A 21,094-nucleotide genomic window follows, 5' to 3' on the forward strand; every position below is an offset into this window, starting at 1 on the left:
ATGCTCGGATCGGCGTTCTGGTTGACCCTGGCAACCTTGCTGGGGTTGTGCCTCGGGTTTGCCCGTGAGTGGTTGCTGGTGGCGGCGTGGGGTGCGGGCGAGCGCAGCGATGCGTTCCTGATCGCGCTGTTCTTGCCCGAAGCGTTACGCATGTCCCTGGCCGGCGGTGTGCTGAGTGCCGCCGCCCTGCCGCTGTACCTGCAACGCAAGGACGGCGAGCGCCTGGACTGGCTGGCGGTGTTGTTCCCGGCGCTGTTGCTGATCGCCCTGGTGACCAGCCTGCTGCTGACGTTGCTGGCGCCATGGCTGGTGCAACTGCTCGGCCCGGGGCTGGCGGCGACGGCCACCAGCCTCGCCAGCAGCAACTTGCAGATTCTCGCCTGGAGTGTGCCGGGGCTGATGCTGCATGCGCTGTTCAGTATTCCGCTGCAGGCCAGCGAGCGCTTTGTGGTCGCGGGGCTCGGCTCGTTGTTGTTCAACCTGCCGCCGGTGACCTACCTCGCCCTCGCCGGCACCGCCACGCAACCGCACTCGCTGGCGTTGGCCTGCCTCACCGGCAGCCTGCTGATGCCCCTGGCGCTGTTGCCGTCGATGCTGCGCCTGGGCTGGCGGCCGTGGCGGCTGCGGGCTTCGACATTGGAATTGCGCGAGCTGGGCGCACGCATAGGCCCGCTGCTTTTAAGCAACGGTGCCAGCCAGGGTTTGGCGCTGATTGAACGGCTGGTGGCGTCCTTGCTGGGTGAAGGTGCGGTGACCTGGGTCAACCTGGCCCGCAAGCTGATGAACTTGCCGTTGATTGCCCTGATGAGCCTCAACCAGGTGCTGCTGGGCATGATGAGCCGGCGCCAGGGCGACGAGCGCCTGGCCCTGCTCAAGCGCGGCCTGGAAACCGCCAGCCTGCTGACCCTGCCCGCAGGCGTCGGCCTGGTGGCGGCGGCGCCGAGCCTGGTGGCGTTGCTGCTGCCCAAGCAGTCGGTGGATTCGCCGTTGCCGCTGCTGCTGGCCTGGTTTGCCGTGCCGCTGGTGTTCGGCGCCTGGAACGCCCTGCTGGCGCGTTATGCCTATGCCGCCGGCGACACCCGCCAGCCGCTGCGTTGCGAGTTGCTGGGCAGCCTGGTGAACGTGTTGCTGCTGGGTGTGCTGCCGTTTGTGTTTGGCCTGGCGGGTATCCCGCTGGCCGCCCTCGCCGGCGTGCTGTGCACGGCGTTGCTGCTGATGCAACGCCAGGCCTTGCTCGGCGCCCTGCCCTGGAAGGGGCACTGGTTGCTGAGTGGGCTGGTGATGGGCTTGGCGGCGTTGGTGTTGTTTCGGGTTCAAGGTATTTGGCTTCAGCTGGGGTTGAGCACCCTGGCGGGGGCCGTGGTGTTGCTGGGCATGGGCCTGTGGCTCAGGCCGTGGCGCAAGGCAGATTTATAGAGTGGGAGCAGTCAGGTGAAAAAACGCTGGATTCAAATGGATATTGCCAAGGGCATTGGCATCCTGATCATCGTGTTCGGGCACAGCTGGTTTGTCGCCAGTTCCCTGGACTTGCTGTACCCGCTGCTGGCGGTATTTATCCTGCCGTTGTTCTTCTTTCTCTCCGGGGTGTTCTTCAAGCCTGAACAACCCTTTGTCGAGATGGCGGTGCGCAAGGCCGATGCACTGCTCAAGCCGTTCTTCTTCACCATGCTGGTGTACATCCTGATCCGCGACCTGCTGCGCGGCCAGGCACTGCTGCCGGACATCGGCGGCGTGCTGTATGCCTCGGTGGACACCATTCCATGGCAGGCGCTGTGGTTCCTGCCGCACTTCTGGGTGGCGATTCTGTTCGGCTGGGTGATGTTGCGGCTGATGCAGCGCCTGGGCTTGTCGCTGGCCATGAGCTGCGTGGTGATCACCCTGCAATTGATGCTCGGGATCTGGACCCTGCCGTGGTTCTGGCAGGTGCCGGTGACCGTCGGCGGGCAGACCTGGACGATGCCGGGGCTGCCGTTCAGCATTGATGTGACGTTGATCAGCAGTACCTATTTTATCTTTGGTTACTTGCTGCGGGACGTGCTGCGTCGCCACCAGAGTTCGTTGCTGACGCTACTGGGCGCCATGGCGTTGTTTGCGGTGGTGTTCATCTACAGCTGGGACACCATGGACCTGGCACAGCGGCGTTACGACCACTGGCTGTGGACCAGTTTGCTGGCGGTGATCGGCGTATATGTATGCTGGGCCCTGGCCGGGGTGATGATGGTCTCGGGGCTGCTGACGCGGGCGATGACGTACATCGGGCAGTCGACGTTGATTCTGTTGATCTTCCACGGGGAAATTCAACACAAGACGGTGGACTTGATGGAACGGTTCGGGCTGCATCCGCTGCTGTCGGCGAGCATCGGGCTGGTGGTGGCGGTGGTGGTGCCGTTGATGATCGGCGAAGTGATCAAGCGGGTAGCGTTCCTGCGGTTTTTCTACTTCCCCTTCCCGATACGCAAGGCACCGGCGGTGGCCGGTGAAAAGCCTGGAGCTTGAGGCGTGATGTGGGAGCTGTCGAGCTTTAGCGAGGCTGCGATGGCATCACCGCGGTGTGCCTGAATTACCGAGGTGATGCTATCGCAGGCAAGCCAGCTCCTACAGAAAAACGCTCAATCATCCAGTGCCGGTTGTGGCGCTGGATGCTTGGTGTTTTTGCCCGCCTTGGCTCCAGGCTTGCCTGCTGCAGGGGCAGCGGGCTCAGGTTCGGCCGGCGCGGCAAGGTCCTTTTCAGCCTGGGGCATCTGATCAATCGCGCTGAAGAAATCCGCCAGGCTGAGGGTGTCGGGTGGCACGGTCTTCTCGAGTTTTTTCTCGCCGTCCTTGCCCACCAGGATCACTTTGGTGCCACTGCCGGCACCCAGCTTGAGTGCGCGGATCAGCGCGTTGGTTTCAGGCGGTGCGAGCTTCTTGTTGTCCTTCGCGTCCTTGGCGAACTTCTCGCCTTCAGCGCCGATGCTGCCAAAGGACACGGTGTACAGCACCATGTTGCGCTCTTCAAAGGACTGCTTGTTGGCAGGCTCGTCCAGCTGTTTCTTGAGGGTGGCCAACGTCGGGTTGCCGGAGTCGAGCTCCACCACCACCAACGGGCGTGACTTGCCCAGGTCCTGCTTGAGCGGATTGAGATCATCCGCGGCCAGCAGCGGCCCCGTAAAAGCCATCAAGGTAGCCAGGGTCAGCGACCGGATGAGCATGCACACCTCCTTTGAATTCCATGCAGGGTTCTTGAGTTTCATGTCTGCGACAGTCAAATTCAAGGATGATTCCTACGACAACTTCAGAAAGCGTAGGTCAGGACGCCCGCGACGCAAGGCGTTTAGCCACCTTACGCCTCATTGTTTCTTTTGATTGCGGATGCTCACGACGGCCAATGCCGGGCAAATACCGGCGCTACGTTTGGGTGGGCATCCACCTGCGCCAGCACCCGGGCAAACTCAGGCCGCGACTGTTGCAGCGCGTCCCGCCCGCCTGCCCAACGCGACACCGCCGCAGCCATGATCGCCAGTGCATTCGGAACCTGCGCCGGGGTGAACAGTAGCTCGGCAAATTGATCGGCAAACACCTCCCAGGCCCTATGCAGGCGGCGACGGGTGCCGCTGATCAACTGTTCATGCTGCTGCGCATCGGGGCTGTCGGTCCAGCGTTCCGGATAGTCGATGATGCCAATCGCCGAGTAACAGTTGGCGGCGATGTACACCAGGCCGCGAATGACTTGGGCGGGCTCCTCGGGCAGCAGCCCTGAGGCGGGAAACTGCAGGCCCAGGTGAATCAGGATCGCCGCGCTTTCCGTCAACACGCTGCCATTGGGCAGTTGCAGGGTGGGGATTTGCTTGAGCGGGTTGATCCGCGCCAACGCCTCGTTGCCCACGCGGTCTTCCCAAGAGCAGGCGTCGACCTGGCACCACTCGACACCGCAACGCTGCAGGGCAATTTCGATGATGCACGAGCCGGTGCCTTGGGTTCCGTAAAGGGTGTACACAGTGCCAAGCCTCCTGGCAGTGGATTGAGGTGTTAGGCTAGGCCGTTCATTCGTTCAACGGGAAGCCATCATGCACAGCAAACGCGTCACGATCGAAGACTGGGACGGCGACGGCGCCATCCGCCTGCCAGACGAAGCCTTGCAGGAACTGGGGCTGGATGTGGGCGACACGCTGTACATCGTCGAGACCTATGTGGGCACGCAAAAAGGCTTTGTGCTGTCGACCACGCCGAAAATTGCCGACCGGATGGATGAGTTGGTGGAAGAGCTGAGCCATAAGCCCTAGCGAGCCAGCCTGGCTTGCAACCCCGCCTTCACCTGTGGCCATTCCGGATCAATGATGCTGAAGCGCACCGAGTTGCGCTTGCGGCCATCGGGCATGATGCGCTCGTGGCGCACGATCCCTTCCTGTACCGCGCCGAGGCGCAGGATCGCGGCCCGGGATTTTTCGTTGAGTTCATCGGTGGTGAACTGCACCCGCACGCACTCCATCACTTCAAACGCGTGGGTCAGCAGCAACAGCTTGGCCTCGGTGTTGACCCCGGATTTCTGCACCGACTGGCTGATAAACGTGTGGCCGATCTCCAGCTTGCGGTTGACCCGGTCGACTTTCCAGAACCGGGTGCTGCCCACCACTTCACCGGTGTCGCGGCGCACGATGACAAACGGCATCACGGTGCCCGCCTCACGCCCGGCCAGGGCAATGTCCACGTACTTTTCGACGGTGTCGGGCCCCGGCACGTTGGTGACCTTGAGGTTCCACAACTGCCCGTCGGCAGCAGCCTGTACCAGGGCGGTGGCGTGTTCGCGTTGCAGGGGCCGGAGTTCGACCGTGGTGCCGGTCAGGGTGATTTCAGTCATGGGAGGGCTGCGCTGTATGGTGGTCGTCAGTGGCCAAGATTGCAGGCTCTCGCCACCTCAAGGCAAGCCGTTTCAGAACAAGCCCATCTGGCCGCCCACCAGGGTGCCGAAGTCATCGTTTACAAACGGCAGGATCGCGTCCGCCACCGGTTGCAGTTGCCGGGTGACGTAGTGGTCGTAGTCGATCGGTGCCTGGCGCACTTCCAGCGGCTCGGGGCCGTTGACGCTGATCACGTAGCTGATCCAGCCACCGTTCTGGTACTGGCGCGGGCGGCCCTGGCGGTCGTTGTATTCGTCGGCCAGCCGCGCGGCGCGCACGTGGGGCGGTACGTTGCGCTCGTAGTCACCCAGTTGCCGGCGCAGGCGCTTGCGGTAGATCAGCAGGTCGTCGAGCTCGCCGCTCAAGGTGCGACGTACGTAGTCGCGCACATAATCCTGGTGGGGCTGGCGGTGGAAGATGCGCTGGTAGAGTTCCTGCTGGAATTGCCGGGCCAGGGGCGACCAGTCGCTGCGTACGGTTTCCAGGCCCTTGTAGACCATTTCTTCGCTGCCGTCGGCACGGGTGACCAGCCCGGCGTAGCGCTTTTTGCTGCCCTCTTCCGCACCACGAATGGTCGGCATCAGGAAGCGGCTGAAGTGGGTTTCGTATTGCAGTTCCAGGGCGCTTTGCAGGCCGAACTCACTCTGCAGGCGCTCGCGCCACCAGGTGTTGACGTGCTGCACCAGGTCCAGGCCGATGCGCGTCGCGTCTTCCTGGGAATGGGGGCTGCCGAGCCAGACAAAAGTCGAGTCGGTATCGCCGTAGATCACCTCATAACCCCGGGCTTCGACCAGCTCGCGGGTCTGGCGCATGATCTGGTGGCCGCGCAGGGTGATGGACGATGCCAGTCGCGTGTCGAAGAAGCGGCAACCACTGGAGCCGAGTACGCCGTAGAAGGCGTTCATGATGATCTTCAGCGCCTGTGACAGCGGCGCGTTGTGTTCGCGCTTGGCCACTTCGCGGCCCTCGGAAACCCGCGCGACAATCGACGGCAGGCAATGCCGGGTGCGGGAAAACCGCGCACCGCGAAAGCCTTCCACCGACTCGCTGTCTTCGGGGTGACGCAGGCCTTCGATCAGGCCCACCGGGTCGATCAGAAAGCTGCGGATGATCGACGGGTAAAGGCTTTTGTAGTCAAGCACCAGCACCGACTCGTAGAGGCCCGGGCGCGAATCCATGACAAACCCGCCGGGGCTGGCCTGGGGTGGTTTGTCTCCCAGGTTCGGCGCGACGAAACCCTGGCGGTGCATCAGCGGCATGTACAGGTGGGTGAACGCTGCCACCGAACCGCCGTTGCGGTCTGCCGGCAAGCCGGTGACGCTGGCTCGTTCGAGGAGGAATTTCAGCAGCTCGGTCTTCTCGAAAATCCGCGTGACCAGCTCGCAGTCCTTGAGGTTGTAGCGTGCCAGCGCGGGCTTGTCCTCGGCGAACATGCGGTTGATTTCGTCCATGCGCTGGTACGGCGTGGAGATCGATTTACCTTCGCCGAGCAAGGTCTGGGCGACGTTTTCCAGGCTGAAGGATTCGAAACTCCAGGTGGCCGAGCGCAAGGCTTCGATGCCATCGATGATCAACCGCCCGGCCGCTGCCGCGAAGTAGTGATTGCGGCTGCCGTGCTCGCGCCAGCCCATGGCATCGCCGCCACGGCCCAGCAGCAGCGGCACGTTCAGGCGTTGCGCATGTTCGTGCAGCACGCGCAGGTCGAACTGCACCAGGTTCCAGCCGATGATCGCGTCGGGGTCATGGGTGGCGAGCCACACATTCAGGCGTTCGAGGAGTTCGGCGCGGGTATCGCAGTAGTCGAGCTTGAAGTCCACCGCATCGGTGTTGTTGGGCGGCCCGAGCATGTACACCTGGCGCTCGCCGCAACCTTCCAGGGCGATGGAATACAGGTCGCCCTGGGCGGTGGTCTCGATGTCCAGCGACACCAGCTTGAGGGGCGGGCGGTAATCCGGCGCGGGTTTCATCTGCGCCTCCACCAGCATGCCGCCCTCGCCCGCTTTGCCGCCGAACAACACCGGCGCGGTGATGAAGCGCTCCATCATGTAGCGATCGGGCGGGCGCACATCGCCTTCGTAGACGTCGATGCCGGCTCGACGCAGGCGCTTTTCCAGGTCCATCAATTGGCGATGCTGTTTGGTGTAGAGGCCCAGCACCGGGCGATGGTGGAAGTCGCAGAGCGCCAGGTCACGCAACTCGATACCGCGCTCGCCCTTGAGCTGCAGCTCGGCGGGCTTGCGATGGGCTTGCGGGATGAACATCACGGAGGTCTGCACCGGCAAGCGCACGAACCTGGGGCCTTGATCGGTAGCCAGCCAAAAGCTGACCTCCGTGCCCGCCGGGGTGTCGCGCCAATGCCGGGTCAGGACAAACCCCTGCTGTAAATCCACCTTGCCACACCTCAAGAATCACTTTCAGGGCGTGATTCTACTCGGCCTGTGCCACGGCGCGGCGATTTAACCGAAATGGCCTACGTATACGGAGAGAGTAATCTCACAAACTTGTTGCAGAACATTAATGACAATTACTATCATTCGCACCGGAGTCGTATCCGCGCAGCGAGGACGCGCAACGTTGTTGCCCTTTTCCTCACATTGACGGTTCGCCGTCAGGATCGACCATGCCCACTTCCACCCGTTTGGCTGTGCCGTTTCGCCCTACCCTGCTCGCCCTTTGCTGCTCCCTGAGCCTCGCCGCTCACGCCGCCACTCCAGAAACCCCGCAGGATGCGAACAACAGTCAGGACGGCAAGGCTCTGGAACTGGGTGCTACCACCATCAGCGCCGACGCGGCCACGCCCAACGCCCTGCCCCCGGTGTACGCCGGCGGCCAGGTCGCCCGCGGCGGGCAACTGGGGGTACTGGGCAACCAGGACATCATGGACGTGCCCTTCAGCATGTCTTCCTACACCGAAAAATTGATCCGTGACCAGCAGGCCGAGAACGTCGGCGATGTGCTGCTCAACGATTCGTCCGTGCGCCAGGCGTCGGGGTACGCGAACCAGGCCCAGGCCTTTGTGATCCGTGGCCTGCCGCTGAACGGCGATGACATTTCGTTCAACGGTCTGTACGGCATCCTGCCGCGCCAGATCATGTCCACCGACGCCCTGGAGCGGGTTGAAGTGTTCAAGGGCCCCAACGCCTTTATCAATGGCGTGACGCCCGGCGGTTCCGGGATTGGCGGCGGCGTGAACCTGCAACCCAAGCGCGCCGATGATGTGCCGTTGCGGCGTTTCAGCACCGACATCAGCAGCGATGGCCGGGTCGGCGAGCACCTGGATATCGGGCAACGTTTTGGCGAGGACAATCGTTTTGGCGCACGGGTGAATATTTCCCAGCGCGAAGGCGACACCGGGATCGATGACGAGAGCCAGCGTTCGAAGCTGTTTGCGGTTGGCCTGGACTATCGCGGTGATGCGCTGCGTTTGTCGGGAGACTTTGTCTACTCGAAACAGCAGATCAATGGCGGGCGCAACACCGTGTTGCTCGGCCAGAACCTGACCCATATCCCCAACGCGCCTTCGGCCGACACCAACTACGCGCCGAGCTGGGGCACCAGCAGCCTGGAAGACACTTTCGGCATGTTGCGCGCCGAGTACGACCTGAATGACAACTGGACCGCCTACATCGCAGGCGGCGCCAAGCACACCAACGAGATTGGCCGTTACTCCTCGGTCACGTTGAATGACACCCTGGGCAATGCCACCGTCAGCGGCTCGCGCATCGCCCACCAGGAAGACAACACCAGCCTGATGGCGGGCTTGAATGGCAAGTTCCAGACCGGCGCTGTCAGCCACAAACTGAACTTCGGGTTGACCGGGATCTGGGCCCAGACGCGCAACGCCTATGACTTCGACCTCAACGGCCACGCCAGCAATATCTATAACCCGGTGGACGTTGCCGAACCGGTCAAGGGCAGTTTCGTCGGCGGCGACCTGAACGATCCGGGCATCACCGCCAAGACCTTCGCCCGCAGTGCAGCGGTCTCGGACACCCTGGGCTTTATGGATGATCGCTTGCTGGTGACCGCCGGGTTGCGCCGCCAGGAACTGGTGGTCCAAGGGTATGCCTACGGGTCGGGCCCACGTAACGCCAATTACGACAAGTCGATCACCACACCGGTGTACGGCTTGGTGTTCAAGCCGTGGGACCACGTGTCGTTCTATGCCAACCATATCGAAGGCCTGGCCCAGGGCCCGACCGCACCTCAGAACGCCGGCACCGCGCCCATCACCAATGCCGGCCAGGCCTATGCCCCGGCGCGCTCGAAACAGACCGAAGCCGGGGTCAAGCTCGACATGGGTACCTATGGCGCAACCCTGGGTGTGTATCGCATCGAGCAACCAACTGACGGTTACTCACAACTCAGCGCCGACGGCTTGAGCGCCACCTATGTTCGCCAGGGCGAGCAAGTCAACAAAGGCGTTGAGCTCAACGTGTTCGGTGAACCGATCGCCGGCCTGCGCCTGCTGGGCGGCGCAACCATCATCCACACCGAAGTCCACGGCACCCAGAACGGCGCCAACGACGGCAACCGCGCCATCGGCGTACCGACCTTCCAACTGAATGCCGGCGTGGACTGGGATGTACCAGGCCTGCAAGGCGTGACAGTCAACGCCCGGATGCTGCGCACCGGCGGCCAATATGCCGACGCGGCCAACAACCTCAGCCTGCCCGCCTGGAACCGCTTCGACGTGGGCGCCCGCTACACCTTCAAGGTGGAACAGCGTGACGTCACCCTCGGCGCCACTGTGGAGAACGTCGCCAATACCAAGTACTGGGAATCGGCACTCGGCGGCTACCTGACCCAAGGTGACCCGCGCGTGGCCAAGCTGTCGGCCAGTATCGACTTCTAACCCCTGTCAATGTGGGCGCTGGCTTGCCTGCGATGCGGGCACCTCGGTGTGTCAGATGCACCTCGGTGATGCTATCGCAGGCAAGCCAGCTCCTACAGAAAGCAGATCTGCCTGCACCCGGGTTGTTTGCCGGACATTGGACAGCCGAACGCCAACTGCGTAGTTTCCCAACCACTGCGCACAAGGACCCCGGCATGTCCCCCGACCTCACTTCCATCGAGCTGTTCCTCAAGGCGGTCAAGCTGGGCAACCTGTCCCGGGCGGCCGAGCAATCCCATCTCTCCCTCTCTGCCGCCAGCCGACGCCTGTCGCTGCTGGAGCAGCACTTCAAGGTCGCCCTGCTGACCCGCACCTCCACCGGCGTTTCACCGACGGCAGCCGGGGAAGTATTGGCCCAGCATGCACAATCGATCCTGCGGGCCGTGGACGGCATGCACGCCGATCTCGCCGATTACGCCAAGGGCGCCACCGGCCGGGTTTGCCTGTACGCCAACAGTTCGGCGATGAGCCAGGAACTGCCGCGCCAACTGACCCAGTGGAACACCTTGCACCCGGGCATCCGCCTGGATATTCGCGAGGAGCGCAGCCGGGAGATCCTCCAGGCCGTGCGCGAGGGCGTGGCGGATGTCGGTATCGTCACCACCCGCCCCAGCGAAGAGCTGCGGTTCGAGCCCTACTGCCAGGACCGCCTGTGCCTGCTCGTGCCCAATGACCACCCACTGAAAATGCGCCATGCGCGCTTCGAGGATTTGCTCGGCTACGACTTCGTCGGCCTGGAAGACAACGCCGCCATCACCCCGTTGATTACCGAGGCCGCCGCGGCGATCGGCATGCCGTTGCGGCTGCGGGTGCAGGTGCGCAGTTTCGAAGCAGTGTGCCGCTTGATCGCCGCCGGCCAGGGTGTGGGCGTGTTGCCACAGGGCGCGGTGCAGATCTTCCGCAAGGAGATGGCCTTGCGCTTTATCGAAATCGACGACAGCTGGGCCGACCGGCAGATGTACCTGTGCATGCGCAAGGAACAGCCGTCGCTGACGAGCCTGGCACTGTTCGACTACTTGAGTGCCAACCCTGCGTAAACCTTTGGCCTTCGAATTTTGCGAAGGCCGATTCCACAATTAGCAATTCCCCTGTTGTCACAGCTGTGCCAAGAATGCCCCCGCCAGACCTTCCTATAAAAACAAGACAGGAGACACGGCGTGTCCCAATCCCACACCCGCCCCACCCACCGCATCGCCGTGATTCCCGGCGACGGCATCGGCCGCGAAGTGGTGCCCGAAGGCCTGCGGGTACTGGACGCTGTCAGCCGGCGCTTCGGTATTCACTTTCACTTCGACCACTTTGCCTGGTGCAGCGAACACTACCTGGCCCACGGCACGATGATGCCCGACGACTGGGCCGAACAGATCGGCAGCCATGACGCGATCTTCTTCGGCGCGGTGGGTGCGCCCGACATCATTGCCGACCACACTGCGGTGTGGGAGTCGCTGCTGAAGATCCGCCGCCAGTTCGATCAATACGTGAATATCCGCCCGGTGCGCCTGATGCCCGGCGTGCCCTGCCCGCTGGCCGGCCGCGTACCGGGGGACATCGACTTTATCGTGGTGCGGGAAAATACCGAAGGCGAATACTCCAGCGTTGGCGGCCGCATGTGGGAAGGCACGGCGCGGGAAATCGCGGTGCAGGAGTCGATCTTCTCCCGCGAAGGCGTGGACCGCGTGGTGGACTACGCCTTCAAACTGGCGCAACAGCGCCCGCGGAAAAACCTGGTGGCGGCGACCAAATCCAATGGTATCTCGATCACCATGCCGTTCTGGGACGAGCGGGTCAACGAAATTGCCCGGCGCTACCCGGACGTGAAGACCGCCAAGTTCCACATCGACATTCTGTGCGCGCACTTCGTGCAGCATCCCGACTGGTTCGATGTGGTAGTGGCCTCCAACCTGTTCGGCGACATCCTTTCCGACCTCGGCCCGGCGTGCACCGGCACCATCGGCATTGCGCCGTCGGCCAACCTCAATCCGGAGCGGCGCTACCCGTCGCTGTTCGAGCCGGTGCACGGTTCCGCGCCAGATATTGCCGGGCTCGGTGTCGCCAATCCCATCGGGCAGATCTGGTCGGCCGCGCTGATGATCGAGCACCTGGGCGACGGTGATCCGTTTTATCAGGAAGCGGCGGCAGCCATCGTGTCCGCCATCGAAACGGTGCTTGCCGAAGGCCCGCGAACCCGGGAAATGGGCGGCAGCGCCAGCACTGTCGAAGTGGGTCGCGCCATCGCCGAATGCGTCGCAGGGAACAGGAGCTGAACATGACCAACGCACATTACATCGCCAACCAATGGCTGGCGTCGACCTCGCTGGAAGACATTCCGGTGATCGACCCCAGCACCGGCGAAACCTATTCGAGCATCGCCCGTGGCACGGCCGCCGATATCGAGGCGGCGATCAGCGCGGCGCGCCTGGCACTCGGCGAAACCTTCGACGGCCCGTGGGGCCGGTTGTCGGCCGTGGAGCGCAGCCGTTTGCTGGCCAAGCTTGGCGTGGCAGTGCTGGAACATCATGAAGAGCTGGCGCAGATCGAGGCGCGGGACACCGGCAAGGCGCTGAAAGTCGCCCGCGCCGATGCCACCGCCCTTGCCCGCTATTTCGAATACTACGCGGGTGCCGCCGACAAACTGCACGGCGAAACCCTGCCGTACCAGGCCGGCTACACGGTGTTGACGGTGCGCGAACCCCACGGGGTGACCGGGCATATCATCCCGTGGAATTACCCGATGCAGATTTTCGGGCGCAGCGTCGGCGCCTCGTTGGCGGCGGGCAATGTGTGCGTGGTCAAGCCGGCGGAAGATGCCAGCCTGTCGTTGCTGCGCCTGGCGGAAATCGCTGCCGAGGTTGGTTTTCCAGCCGGCGCGATCAACGTAGTCACCGGTTACGGCTACGAAGCCGGCGCGGCGTTGTGTGCACACCCGGGCATCGATCACATTTCGTTCACCGGCTCCACCGCCACCGGTACTGCTGTGTCGAAAGCCGCTGCCGAACGCCACTGCCCGGTCACCCTGGAGTTGGGCGGCAAGTCGCCGCAACTGGTGTTCGCCGATGCCGACCTGGATGAAGCGTTGCCGGTGCTGGTCAACGCCATCATTCAGAACTGCGGGCAAACCTGCTCCGCCGGCAGCCGTTTGCTGGTGGAACGCAGCATTTACGAAACCCTGCTCGCACGCCTCAGCCAACGTTTCAGCGAACTGCGCGCCGGGCCTTCGGCGCTGGACCTGGACATGGGCCCGCTGATCAATCAGAAGCAGCTGCGCCTGGTGCGCGAGTTTATTCGTCAAGCCGAACAGGAAGGGATCACCGTCGCCGCGCGCGGAACGGTGGTGGCCGAGGCCGGCAGCGGCGGGTATTTCCAGGAGGCGGTGCTGTTTCGCGATGTGCCGCCTGACAGTCGCCTGGCGCAACAGGAAGTGTTCGGCCCGGTGCTGGCCGTGATGCCCTTCGACGATGAAGCCGAAGCGATTCGCCTGGCCAACGGCACCGAGTTCGGCCTGGTGGCCGGCGTGTGGACCCGCGATGGCGCGCGGCAAATGCGCCTGGCGCGCACCCTGCGTTGTGGCCAGGTGTTCATCAATAACTATGGCGCCGGTGGCGGCGTTGAATTGCCATTCGGCGGCGTGAAGGCCAGCGGGTATGGACGGGAAAAAGGCTTCGAGGCGCTGCTGGGCTTTACCACCTTGAAGACCATTGCGATCAAACACGGTTGATTCCTCACAACAACAAGAACGGAGAACACACCATGCGTTTAGCCAATAAAGTCGCGATCGTCACCGGCGCCGGTTCGGGGTTTGGCGAGGGCATCGCCAAGACTTTCGCGCGCCAGGGCGCCAAGGTCATCGTCGCCGACATGAACGCCGTCGGCGGTCAGCGGGTGGTCAATGAAATCGCCGAAAGCGGCGGCCATGCGCATTTCATCGAGGTCAACGTGGCCAACGATGAAAGCATGGGCGCCCTGCTGCGTGGCACTTTGGAGCAGTTCGGCGGCCTCGATATCGTCATCAACAACGCCGGTACCACCCACCGCAACCGGCCGATGCTGGAAGTCGACGAAGCCGAATTCGACCGGGTGTTTGCGGTCAACGTCAAAAGCATCTTCTTGAGCGCCAAGCATTTTGTGCCGCATTTTCGCGGCCAGGGCGGCGGCGTGTTCGTCAATATTGCCTCGACGGCGGCGATCCGCCCGCGTCCGGGACTGGTCTGGTATAACGGCAGCAAGGGCGCAGTGGTGGTCATGAGCAAGACCATGGCGGCGGAGCTGGGGCCGGACAATATCCGCGTCAACTGCGTGAACCCGGTAGTGGGTGCCACGGCGTTGCTCAGCGAATTCATGGGCGTACCGGACACCCCGGAAAACCGCCAGAAATTCATGGCGACCATTCCCCTGGGGCGCTTTTCCACCCCGCAAGATGTGGCCAACGCCTGCCTGTACCTGGCGTCGGACGAAGCGGCGTTCATCACCGGCACTTGCCTTGAAGTCGATGGCGGGCGCTGCGTGTAACTCACTTTCACAGGGACCGGAATTGCTATGTGTGATCTTCATAATAAGAACGAGCCGAACACCCGCGAATTGCTTGAAGGCCTGCCAAAGAACTGGGGTAAATGGGGCCCGGACGACGAAGTCGGCGCCCTCAATTACCTGACTGAAGCCGAAGTACTGCGGGGCGTGGCCTCGGTGCGCCAGGGCAAGACCTTTACCCTGCAAGTGCAGATCGGCCACCCCGACGGCGACCCGATGTGGCCGGCGCGCAACCCGTCGATGCGCTTCAATACCCTCGACCACAGCCATTACCACTTCGGCAAACAACCGCACATGACCGGTGGTGCGGCGTATTCCGACGACGTGATCTTCATGCAGCTGCAAGGCTCGACCCAATACGACGCCCTCGGCCACGCCTGGTACGACAATCAACTGTGGAACGGCTACGACGCCGAGACCACCGTTGGCGGCATGGCCAAGGCCAGCGTGCTGGCGATTGCCGAACGCGGCGTGGTGGGCCGTGCGGTGCTGATCGACATAGCCCGCCATCGCGGCAAGAAGTGCCTGGGCCGGGGCGAAACCTTCAACCACCTGGACCTGCTCGACGCCGCCAAAGCCCAGGGCGTGACCATTGAAAAACGTGACATCCTGATCATCCGCACCGGGTCCATGGGGGCGTTTTATGAGCTGGGCAAGACCGAGTTCTTCAAGGACCTGATGGAGCCGGGGCTGACCTACAGCCGGGAGCTGGTGGAGTGGTTCCACGAGATGGAAATCCCTAATCTGGTGACCGACACCATCGCCAACGAAGTGATCACCGACCCGGTGTCCGGGGTGCAGATTCCGCTGCATTGCGCGCTGATGCGCAACCTGGGGATCGCCTTCACCGAAATCGTGTTGCTGGAGGAACTGGCCGCCGATTGTGCGGACGACGGCCAGTGGAAATTCCTCTACACCGCCGCCCCGCTGAAGATTGTCGGGGGCAGTGGCGCACCGGTGAATCCGGTGGTGATCAAGTAGCCGTTCCGTCTCAGTGGCGAATTTGCGAATCGCGAACGCGCCACTAGACTCAAGGCTCCTCTCACATGGAAGTCCACTCAATGAATGTATTGCGCCCTCTTCGCCAGGCAATTGCCCTGGCAACCCTGCTGTCTGCTGGTGCCCTGACGGCACATGCTGCCGATATCCCGTTGTCCAAGTCGCTGGAAGCCGATGAGGTGACCACCAAGGTGCTGGAGGTGGATGCCGCCAACCATCAGGTGGTGCTCGAAGGTGCCGAAGGCCGCAAGGTGCATGTGCAGCTCAGCGACCAGGCCAAGGACCTGGGCAATCTCAAGGCAGGTGATCAGGTCAAGGTGCTGGTGACCCATTCGGTCGCCGCCGTGCTGGACACCGACATCGACAAGAGCGCACCGGACGCCACCGAGAAGACTGGCGTCTTGCGCGCCACCGCGGATAACCCGAACCCGGGCGGTGCGGCCTTCCGCCAGGTACAGGTGCAGTTGAAGATCACCCACATTGACCTGGCGAAAAACCAGGTAACCCTGGAAAACCCGGCGGGCCAGAGCAAAGTGCTGACCGTGGAGAAACCGGAAATTCGCGCCGGCCTCAAAGACCTCAAGGTCGGCCAAAGCGTGTTGGTGACCTACACCGATACCCTGGAAATCAGCACCGCCCACGAGGGCTGATGAATGCGGCGCCCCATCAGCTCACGGCTGATGGGATTTCGCCAGATAGTCTTCGATGTTGTTCATCTGATCATCCCAGCCTCGGGAATTCTTCTTGTAGGCCTTCTGGCGGCGAACGTCCGGGATCCCGTCAAAACCTGACTCCACCACGCGCAACAAGATGCCTTCGGCGTGATCCTCAAGGGTGAACTCCACCAGCGTGGGGGTTTCCGCGTCGTAATCCACATCCTTGTCTACGGCGTAGGGATGCCAGCTGAAAGAGAACCGCGTCTGTGGTTCAAGCCGCTCGATCCTTGCCTTCCACACCACGTGCTCGTAACCGGGATAGGTGATCGGGGCTTCAATGGCCCGGCCCTGGGCGAACTGTTTGCCCTTGAGGGCGATGCCAAACCAGCTGCCGAATTGCTCGGCGTCGGTCAGTGCTTCCCAGACTCGCTGGCGTGGAGCGTTGAGCAGGACTTTACGTTTGATTTCATTTGATTCGTGCATGAGACACCTCCTGTATTGACAGTAGGCGACATCGACCAATGCGCAACCTTTGAAAAGGGATAGGGCATGACGGTGTCATGCCCTTGTGGCGTCAAACGTGGGGATCACCCGGTGCCTTGCTGGGGGTCGCGTATTGCGGCTTCAAGTGGCCTTCCTGATCGAGCAGCCAGGCGTCCATGATCTGGCGCACCACCGGCCCCGCCACTCGGCCACCGGCCTCGCCGTTTTCGATCATCACCGAAATCACGATCCGCGGGTGCTCCGCCGGGGCAAAGCCGACGAACAAGGCGTTGTCGCGGTTGCGCTCCAGGGTCTTGAGACGGTTGTAACGCTCGCCCTGCTTGATCGCCACTACCTGCGCAGTACCAGACTTGCCAGCAATCCGGTACTGCGCACCGGCTGCAGCCGCCCGGGCGATACCGCGTGGATCGTGCATTACCAATTGCATGCCGTGGTTGACCTGCTCCCAGTCGCGTGGGTCTTTGAGCACCACGTTGGGCATCGGGTTTTCATCCACCGGCGGCACGCCATTGATGGTCTTGGCCAGGTGCGGTCGGTTCCACACGCCCTTGTTGGCGATCAGCGCAGTGGCCTGGGCCAGCTGCAACGGGGTGACCTGCATGTAACCCTGGCCGATGCCGAGGATCACGGTTTCACCCGGGAACCAAGGCTGGCGCCGGGTAGCGCGCTTCCAGGCTTGGGACGGCATCAGGCCGGCTGACTCTTCGAACATGTCGAGGGAGACTTTCTGGCCAAGGCCGAACTCGGCCAGGTAGTCGTGCAGGCGGTCGATACCCAGCTTGTGGGCCAGGTCGTAGAAGTAGGTGTCGTTGGAGCGCATGATGGCTGCGTCCATGTCCACCCAACCATCACCGCTGTGGTTCCAGTTGCGGTATTTGTGGTCGAAATCCGGGAGTTGGTAATAGCCCGGGTCGAACACCCGGGTCTGGGCGGTAACCACGCCGCTGTCGAGGCCAGCGATGGCGACTTCCGGCTTGATCGTCGAACCCGGCGCGTAGAGCCCGCGCAGCACGCGGTTGAACAGCGGACGGTCGAGGGAGTCGTGCAGCGCGGCGTATTCCTTGAAGCTGATGCCGGTGACAAACAGGTTCGGGTCGAAACTTGGCTTGCTGACCATCGCCAGCACTTCGCCAGTTGCCGGGTCGAGAGCAACCACCGAACCACGGCGGTCGCCGAGGGCTTCTTCGGCAGCTTCCTGGAGTTTGACGTCCAGGCTCAGCACGATGTTTTTGCCGGGGATCGGGTCGGTGTGCTTGAGCACCCGCAGGACGCGGCCCTGGGCGTTGGTTTCAACCTCTTCATAGCCGACGTGGCCATGCAACTCGGACTCGTAGAAACGCTCGATCCCGGTTTTACCAATGGACTGCGTGCCCCGGTACTCCACTGAGTCGAGGGCTTTGGATTCTTTTTCGTTGATCCGGCCTACGTAGCCAATGGAGTGGGCAAAGTGCGCACCCAGGGGGTAATGGCGGACGAATTGCGGCTCGACATCCACGCCCGGCAGGCGGAATTCGTTGACGGCCAGCACGGCTATCTGCTCTTCGGTCAGCTCGTAGAACAGGGTGACGGGCACGAAGGGATGACGGGCTTGCTTGAGCGCCTTATCAAATACGCCGCGATCCTCGGCGGGCAGATGCAGGAGGCTGACGATAGCGTCCAGCTCTCCTTTGAGATCGGTGGTGCGCTCGCGGGTGATGGTCAGGTTGTAGCTGGGACGGTTGTCGGCAAGTACTACGCCGTTGCGGTCATAGATCAGGCCGCGGGTCGGTGTGATCGGCAGGACGTGGACGCGATTGTTTTCGGAAATGGTGGAGTGGTAGTCGTACTGCACCACCTGCAGGAAGTACATCCGACCTACCAGGGCGCAGGTAATGCCGATTACCAGCAGCGCGCAGGCCAGCAGCCGCTTGTTGACCAGGCGGTTTTCTTTTTCGTGATCCTTGATCGGTATTGGTTCAGGCATTTCTACAGCATCTCGTTGAATAAGGTCGACGCCGCTTCCTGCGGAGGAAAAATCAGTCCTTGTGAAAATGTGCTGCACCATACCAAAAATGCAGAAACACTTTGCATCGATTTCCCTGAACGGTGTGCTAATGGAGCCTGTTCATGCACTTTGGTTTGAGCCGTTGACCTTATTCATGCGTTTTTATGCTGACGATCAGCTCAGGATCGACTTGGGCTCCAGGAAGGCTTCGAGGCCGAATGTGCCGTACTCGCGGCCGATACCCGATTGCTTGAAGCCACCAAACGGCGCTAGAGGTTCATGGGCCAGGGTATTGATCAGCACTCGGCCAGCGTCTATACGGCTGGCCAGCCTGCGGGCGCGTTCGGGATTTGAAGACAGGATGTATGCCTGGAGGCCGTAGGGTGTGTCGTTGGCGATGGTCAGGGCCTCTTCCTCGGTTGCGTAGGTAATGATCGAGAGCACTGGGCCGAAAATCTCCTCGCGGGCGATGGCCATTTGGTTGGTCACCCGGCTGAATACGGTTGGTTTTACGAACCACCCGGCTTTGATGCCCTCAGGCAAACCGCGACCTCCTGCCAATAGGTGAGCGCCCTCCTCGATCCCGATCTGAATGTAGCGCTGTACGCGCTCCCACTGTTTTTGGCTGACCATGGGGCCGACCGCAGTGGCTGGGTCACGAGGGTCGCCGGCTTGCACGTTGCCCACCTCGTCGATCATCAGCGCTTCGATTTCTTCCAAACGACTTTCGGGTACCAGGATTCGAGTGCCGGCGATACAGGCCTGGCCGCTGTTCATGAAACCGGCCTGAAGGGCCATGGGCACGGCCGTCTTGAGGTCCGCATCATCGAGAATCAGCACCGGTGATTTGCCGCCCAGCTCTAGGGTCACGCGCTTCAGGGTCTCGGCGCCGGTCCGCAGGATTGTTTTGCCGACAGCGGTTGAACCCGTGAAGGACACTTTTGCGATGTCGGGATGGGCGCTCAACACGGCGCCTACGGTTTCGCCACGGCCAGTGACGATGTTGAATACACCGGGAGGCAAGCCTGCGTCATGCAGGGCGCGGGTGACTAGCGAGGTCTGGATTGCGCTCATTTCACTGGGTTTGATCACGGCGGTACAGCCGGCGGCCAACGCCGCAGCGAGCTTGCCGCAGATAAAACCGGCGTTGCTGTTCCAGGGTGTGATCAAGCCGGCCACACCCAGCGGCTGCATGACCACCTCGGCGATGCCAATGCGTCGGGAGAAGTTGTAGCTCTCCAGTACTGAAGCGGCATCTTGCAGGACGCTGGCTGCATGCTTGGCCATCCACCGCGCACGGGATATTGGGGCGCCGTACTCCTCGATAATCGCGTCGGTAAGTGCGTCCTCAATGGATTCAACTGCGGCGTGAAGGCGTTTGAGATAGTCGATGCGCACATCTTTAGAGCTGTGGGAGAACGCGGTAAAAGCTCGCTTGGCGGCAGCGATGGCATCCAGGGCGTCTTGTTCATTTGCCAATCGAACCTGGCCGATACGCTGACCTGTTGCAGGGTTGAACAGGTCAAAAAGCTCTTCGCCATGGGGCGTCACAAAGTCGCCGTTGATGTAAATCTGGTTGATGTATTGCATAGGTCCTCCGGGACGCTGAGCTAGTGCGTCCTACGGTAAGTCACTATGATTAAGCTGATAAGCCGTACAAATCGGCATGAGTTGATGAGTGACTCAGGACAATGAATACATCCGGGCTGAATGAGTTGGAAGCGGTGCTGGCAGTGGCTCGGCATCGCAGTTTTCGTGCAGCGGCGACCGAGTTGAATGTGTCGACATCGGCGTTGAGCCACTCTATCGCGGGGCTTGAAGCGCGGATGGGGGTGAGGCTGTTCAATCGCACCACGCGCAGCGTGTCGTTATCTGAAGTGGGCGCGGAGTTTGTCGAAACCATTACCCCTGCACTGTTGAGCATTCGCACGGCCTTGGAACAGGCAGGAAATCGCAGCGCGGAACCCAGCGGTACCTTGCGCCTGAATACCTCGGCGGGGGCGGCAAAGCAGGTGATGCCGTTGCTGCTGGAGTACCTGCGACGTTATCCACGGATGAAATTGGATATCGTCACTGAGGGGCGGCTGGTGGATATCGTCGCGCAGGGGTTTGATGCGGGGATTCGGCTCGGGGATACGGTTCCTCAAGACATGATCGCAGTCGATATCAGTCCGGCCCAGCGTTTTTCGGTATTGGGCAGCCCGGACTATTTTGCTCTCAACCCAGTTCCCGTCAGCCCCATGGATCTGCGGGCCCACCAGTGTATTCGCAGCCGGATGCCCAGCGGGGCGATCTATCACTGGGAGTTTGAGCGACATGGCGAAGCGCTTGCTGTCGAGGTGCAAGGGGTTTTGACCCTGGATAATCCGACTCTGATGCTTGAGGCTGCCAGGGCGGGACTAGGCTTGACCTATCTTACGGAATGGAATGCCGCTGCCGATTTAGCGAACGGGACGTTAGTGCGCGTACTGGAGGAATGGACGCCGTCTTTTGACTGCTTGCGCCTCTATTACCCAGGTAGGCGCCATGTGCCGGCCGGGTTAAGGGCACTGATTGAGTTGATCAGGGAGCAAGGCTTTTAACCAGGCTGGATCTTTTTTACGGCCAACAGCTCTCTCCCCGTTTTCAGACCGCCCAAAACAAAACCCCTGACTGC

At 62.0% G+C, this 21,094-nt stretch carries 18 protein-coding genes; 11 read left to right on the top strand and 7 right to left on the bottom strand.

The genetic code is table 11. The features are described 5' to 3' along the window. Both murJ and HYE77_RS31750 read left to right on the top strand, forming a co-directional pair. A complete protein-coding gene (murJ, locus tag HYE77_RS31745) occupies positions 1–1,416 on the top strand; it encodes a murein biosynthesis integral membrane protein MurJ (RefSeq protein WP_087695333.1) in 1,416 nt (471 codons plus the stop codon). A gap of 15 nt (positions 1,417–1,431) precedes the next feature. Beyond that, positions 1,432–2,496, top strand: coding sequence for an acyltransferase family protein (locus tag HYE77_RS31750; protein WP_168197518.1), 1,065 nt, complete (start codon positions 1,432–1,434; stop codon positions 2,494–2,496). A gap of 113 nt (positions 2,497–2,609) precedes the next feature. Here HYE77_RS31750 and HYE77_RS31755 read toward each other — a convergent pair whose 3' ends face one another. Further along, entirely contained in the window at positions 2,610–3,191 is a 582-nt protein-coding gene (locus tag HYE77_RS31755; protein WP_003208227.1) for a DUF4174 domain-containing protein, read from the bottom strand. A 164-nt stretch (positions 3,192–3,355) separates the two neighbouring features. Continuing rightward, positions 3,356–3,976 carry a glutathione S-transferase gene (locus tag HYE77_RS31760; protein WP_177070535.1) on the bottom strand — a complete coding sequence of 207 codons (621 nt, stop codon included), beginning with the start codon at positions 3,974–3,976 and terminating at the stop codon, positions 3,356–3,358. A 70-nt stretch (positions 3,977–4,046) separates the two neighbouring features. Between HYE77_RS31760 and HYE77_RS31765 the strand changes: the two genes are divergently transcribed. Next, positions 4,047–4,262, top strand: coding sequence for an AbrB/MazE/SpoVT family DNA-binding domain-containing protein (locus HYE77_RS31765; protein WP_003208231.1), 216 nt, complete (start codon positions 4,047–4,049; stop codon positions 4,260–4,262). Here the strand turns inward: HYE77_RS31765 and HYE77_RS31770 are convergent. Beyond that, positions 4,259–4,837, bottom strand: coding sequence for a GNAT family N-acetyltransferase (locus HYE77_RS31770; protein ID WP_008434573.1), 579 nt, complete (start codon positions 4,835–4,837; stop codon positions 4,259–4,261). The genes HYE77_RS31765 and HYE77_RS31770 overlap by 4 nt on opposite strands. A 72-nt stretch (positions 4,838–4,909) precedes the next feature. Continuing rightward, a complete protein-coding gene (locus tag HYE77_RS31775) occupies positions 4,910–7,267 on the bottom strand; it encodes a DNA polymerase II (RefSeq protein ID WP_003208233.1) in 2,358 nt (785 codons plus the stop codon). A gap of 230 nt (positions 7,268–7,497) precedes the next feature. Here HYE77_RS31775 and HYE77_RS31780 point away from each other — a divergent pair, with 230 nt between their 5' ends. From HYE77_RS31780 to HYE77_RS31810, 7 genes are all read left to right on the top strand, one after another. After that, positions 7,498–9,732 (top strand): TonB-dependent siderophore receptor, encoded by a 2,235-nt coding sequence (locus HYE77_RS31780; protein WP_177070537.1) that lies wholly within the window; start codon positions 7,498–7,500, stop codon positions 9,730–9,732. A gap of 194 nt (positions 9,733–9,926) precedes the next feature. After that, positions 9,927–10,808 carry a LysR family transcriptional regulator gene (locus HYE77_RS31785; RefSeq protein WP_003208237.1) on the top strand — a complete coding sequence of 294 codons (882 nt, stop codon included), beginning with the start codon at positions 9,927–9,929 and terminating at the stop codon, positions 10,806–10,808. A gap of 120 nt (positions 10,809–10,928) precedes the next feature. Further along, a complete protein-coding gene (locus HYE77_RS31790) occupies positions 10,929–12,035 on the top strand; it encodes a tartrate dehydrogenase (RefSeq protein WP_087695327.1) in 1,107 nt (368 codons plus the stop codon). Positions 12,036–12,037: 2 nt separating this feature from the next. Next, complete coding sequence (locus tag HYE77_RS31795; RefSeq protein WP_177070538.1) at positions 12,038–13,486, top strand: aldehyde dehydrogenase family protein; 1,449 nt, start codon at positions 12,038–12,040, stop codon at positions 13,484–13,486. A 32-nt stretch (positions 13,487–13,518) separates the two neighbouring features. Continuing rightward, positions 13,519–14,277 (top strand): SDR family oxidoreductase, encoded by a 759-nt coding sequence (locus tag HYE77_RS31800; RefSeq protein ID WP_008434578.1) that lies wholly within the window; start codon positions 13,519–13,521, stop codon positions 14,275–14,277. 27 nt (positions 14,278–14,304) lie between these two features. Further along, positions 14,305–15,276: a cyclase family protein gene (locus tag HYE77_RS31805; protein ID WP_177070539.1), complete on the top strand. Its 972-nt coding sequence runs from the start codon at positions 14,305–14,307 to the stop codon at positions 15,274–15,276. 80 nt (positions 15,277–15,356) lie between these two features. Next, positions 15,357–15,944, top strand: a complete 588-nt coding sequence (locus HYE77_RS31810) for a hypothetical protein (RefSeq protein ID WP_102369595.1) — start codon at positions 15,357–15,359, stop codon at positions 15,942–15,944. Positions 15,945–15,965: 21 nt separating this feature from the next. Here the strand turns inward: HYE77_RS31810 and HYE77_RS31815 are convergent, their stop codons facing one another. From HYE77_RS31815 to HYE77_RS31825, 3 genes are all read right to left on the bottom strand, one after another. Continuing rightward, a complete protein-coding gene (locus tag HYE77_RS31815; protein ID WP_003208248.1) occupies positions 15,966–16,433 on the bottom strand; it encodes an SRPBCC family protein in 468 nt (155 codons plus the stop codon). Positions 16,434–16,524: 91 nt separating this feature from the next. Next, entirely contained in the window at positions 16,525–18,417 is a 1,893-nt protein-coding gene (gene mrdA / locus HYE77_RS31820; protein ID WP_134327049.1) for a penicillin-binding protein 2, read from the bottom strand. A 195-nt stretch (positions 18,418–18,612) separates the two neighbouring features. After that, positions 18,613–20,028 carry an aldehyde dehydrogenase family protein gene (locus HYE77_RS31825; RefSeq protein WP_177070541.1) on the bottom strand — a complete coding sequence of 472 codons (1,416 nt, stop codon included), beginning with the start codon at positions 20,026–20,028 and terminating at the stop codon, positions 18,613–18,615. Positions 20,029–20,129: 101 nt separating this feature from the next. Between HYE77_RS31825 and HYE77_RS31830 the strand changes: the two genes are divergently transcribed. Continuing rightward, positions 20,130–21,020, top strand: coding sequence for a LysR family transcriptional regulator (locus HYE77_RS31830; RefSeq protein ID WP_087695321.1), 891 nt, complete (start codon positions 20,130–20,132; stop codon positions 21,018–21,020). Positions 21,021–21,094 lie beyond the last annotated feature (74 nt).

The sequence above is a fragment of the Pseudomonas sp. IPO3774 genome, from assembly GCF_013386835.1.
Lineage (GTDB): Bacteria > Pseudomonadota > Gammaproteobacteria > Pseudomonadales > Pseudomonadaceae > Aquipseudomonas.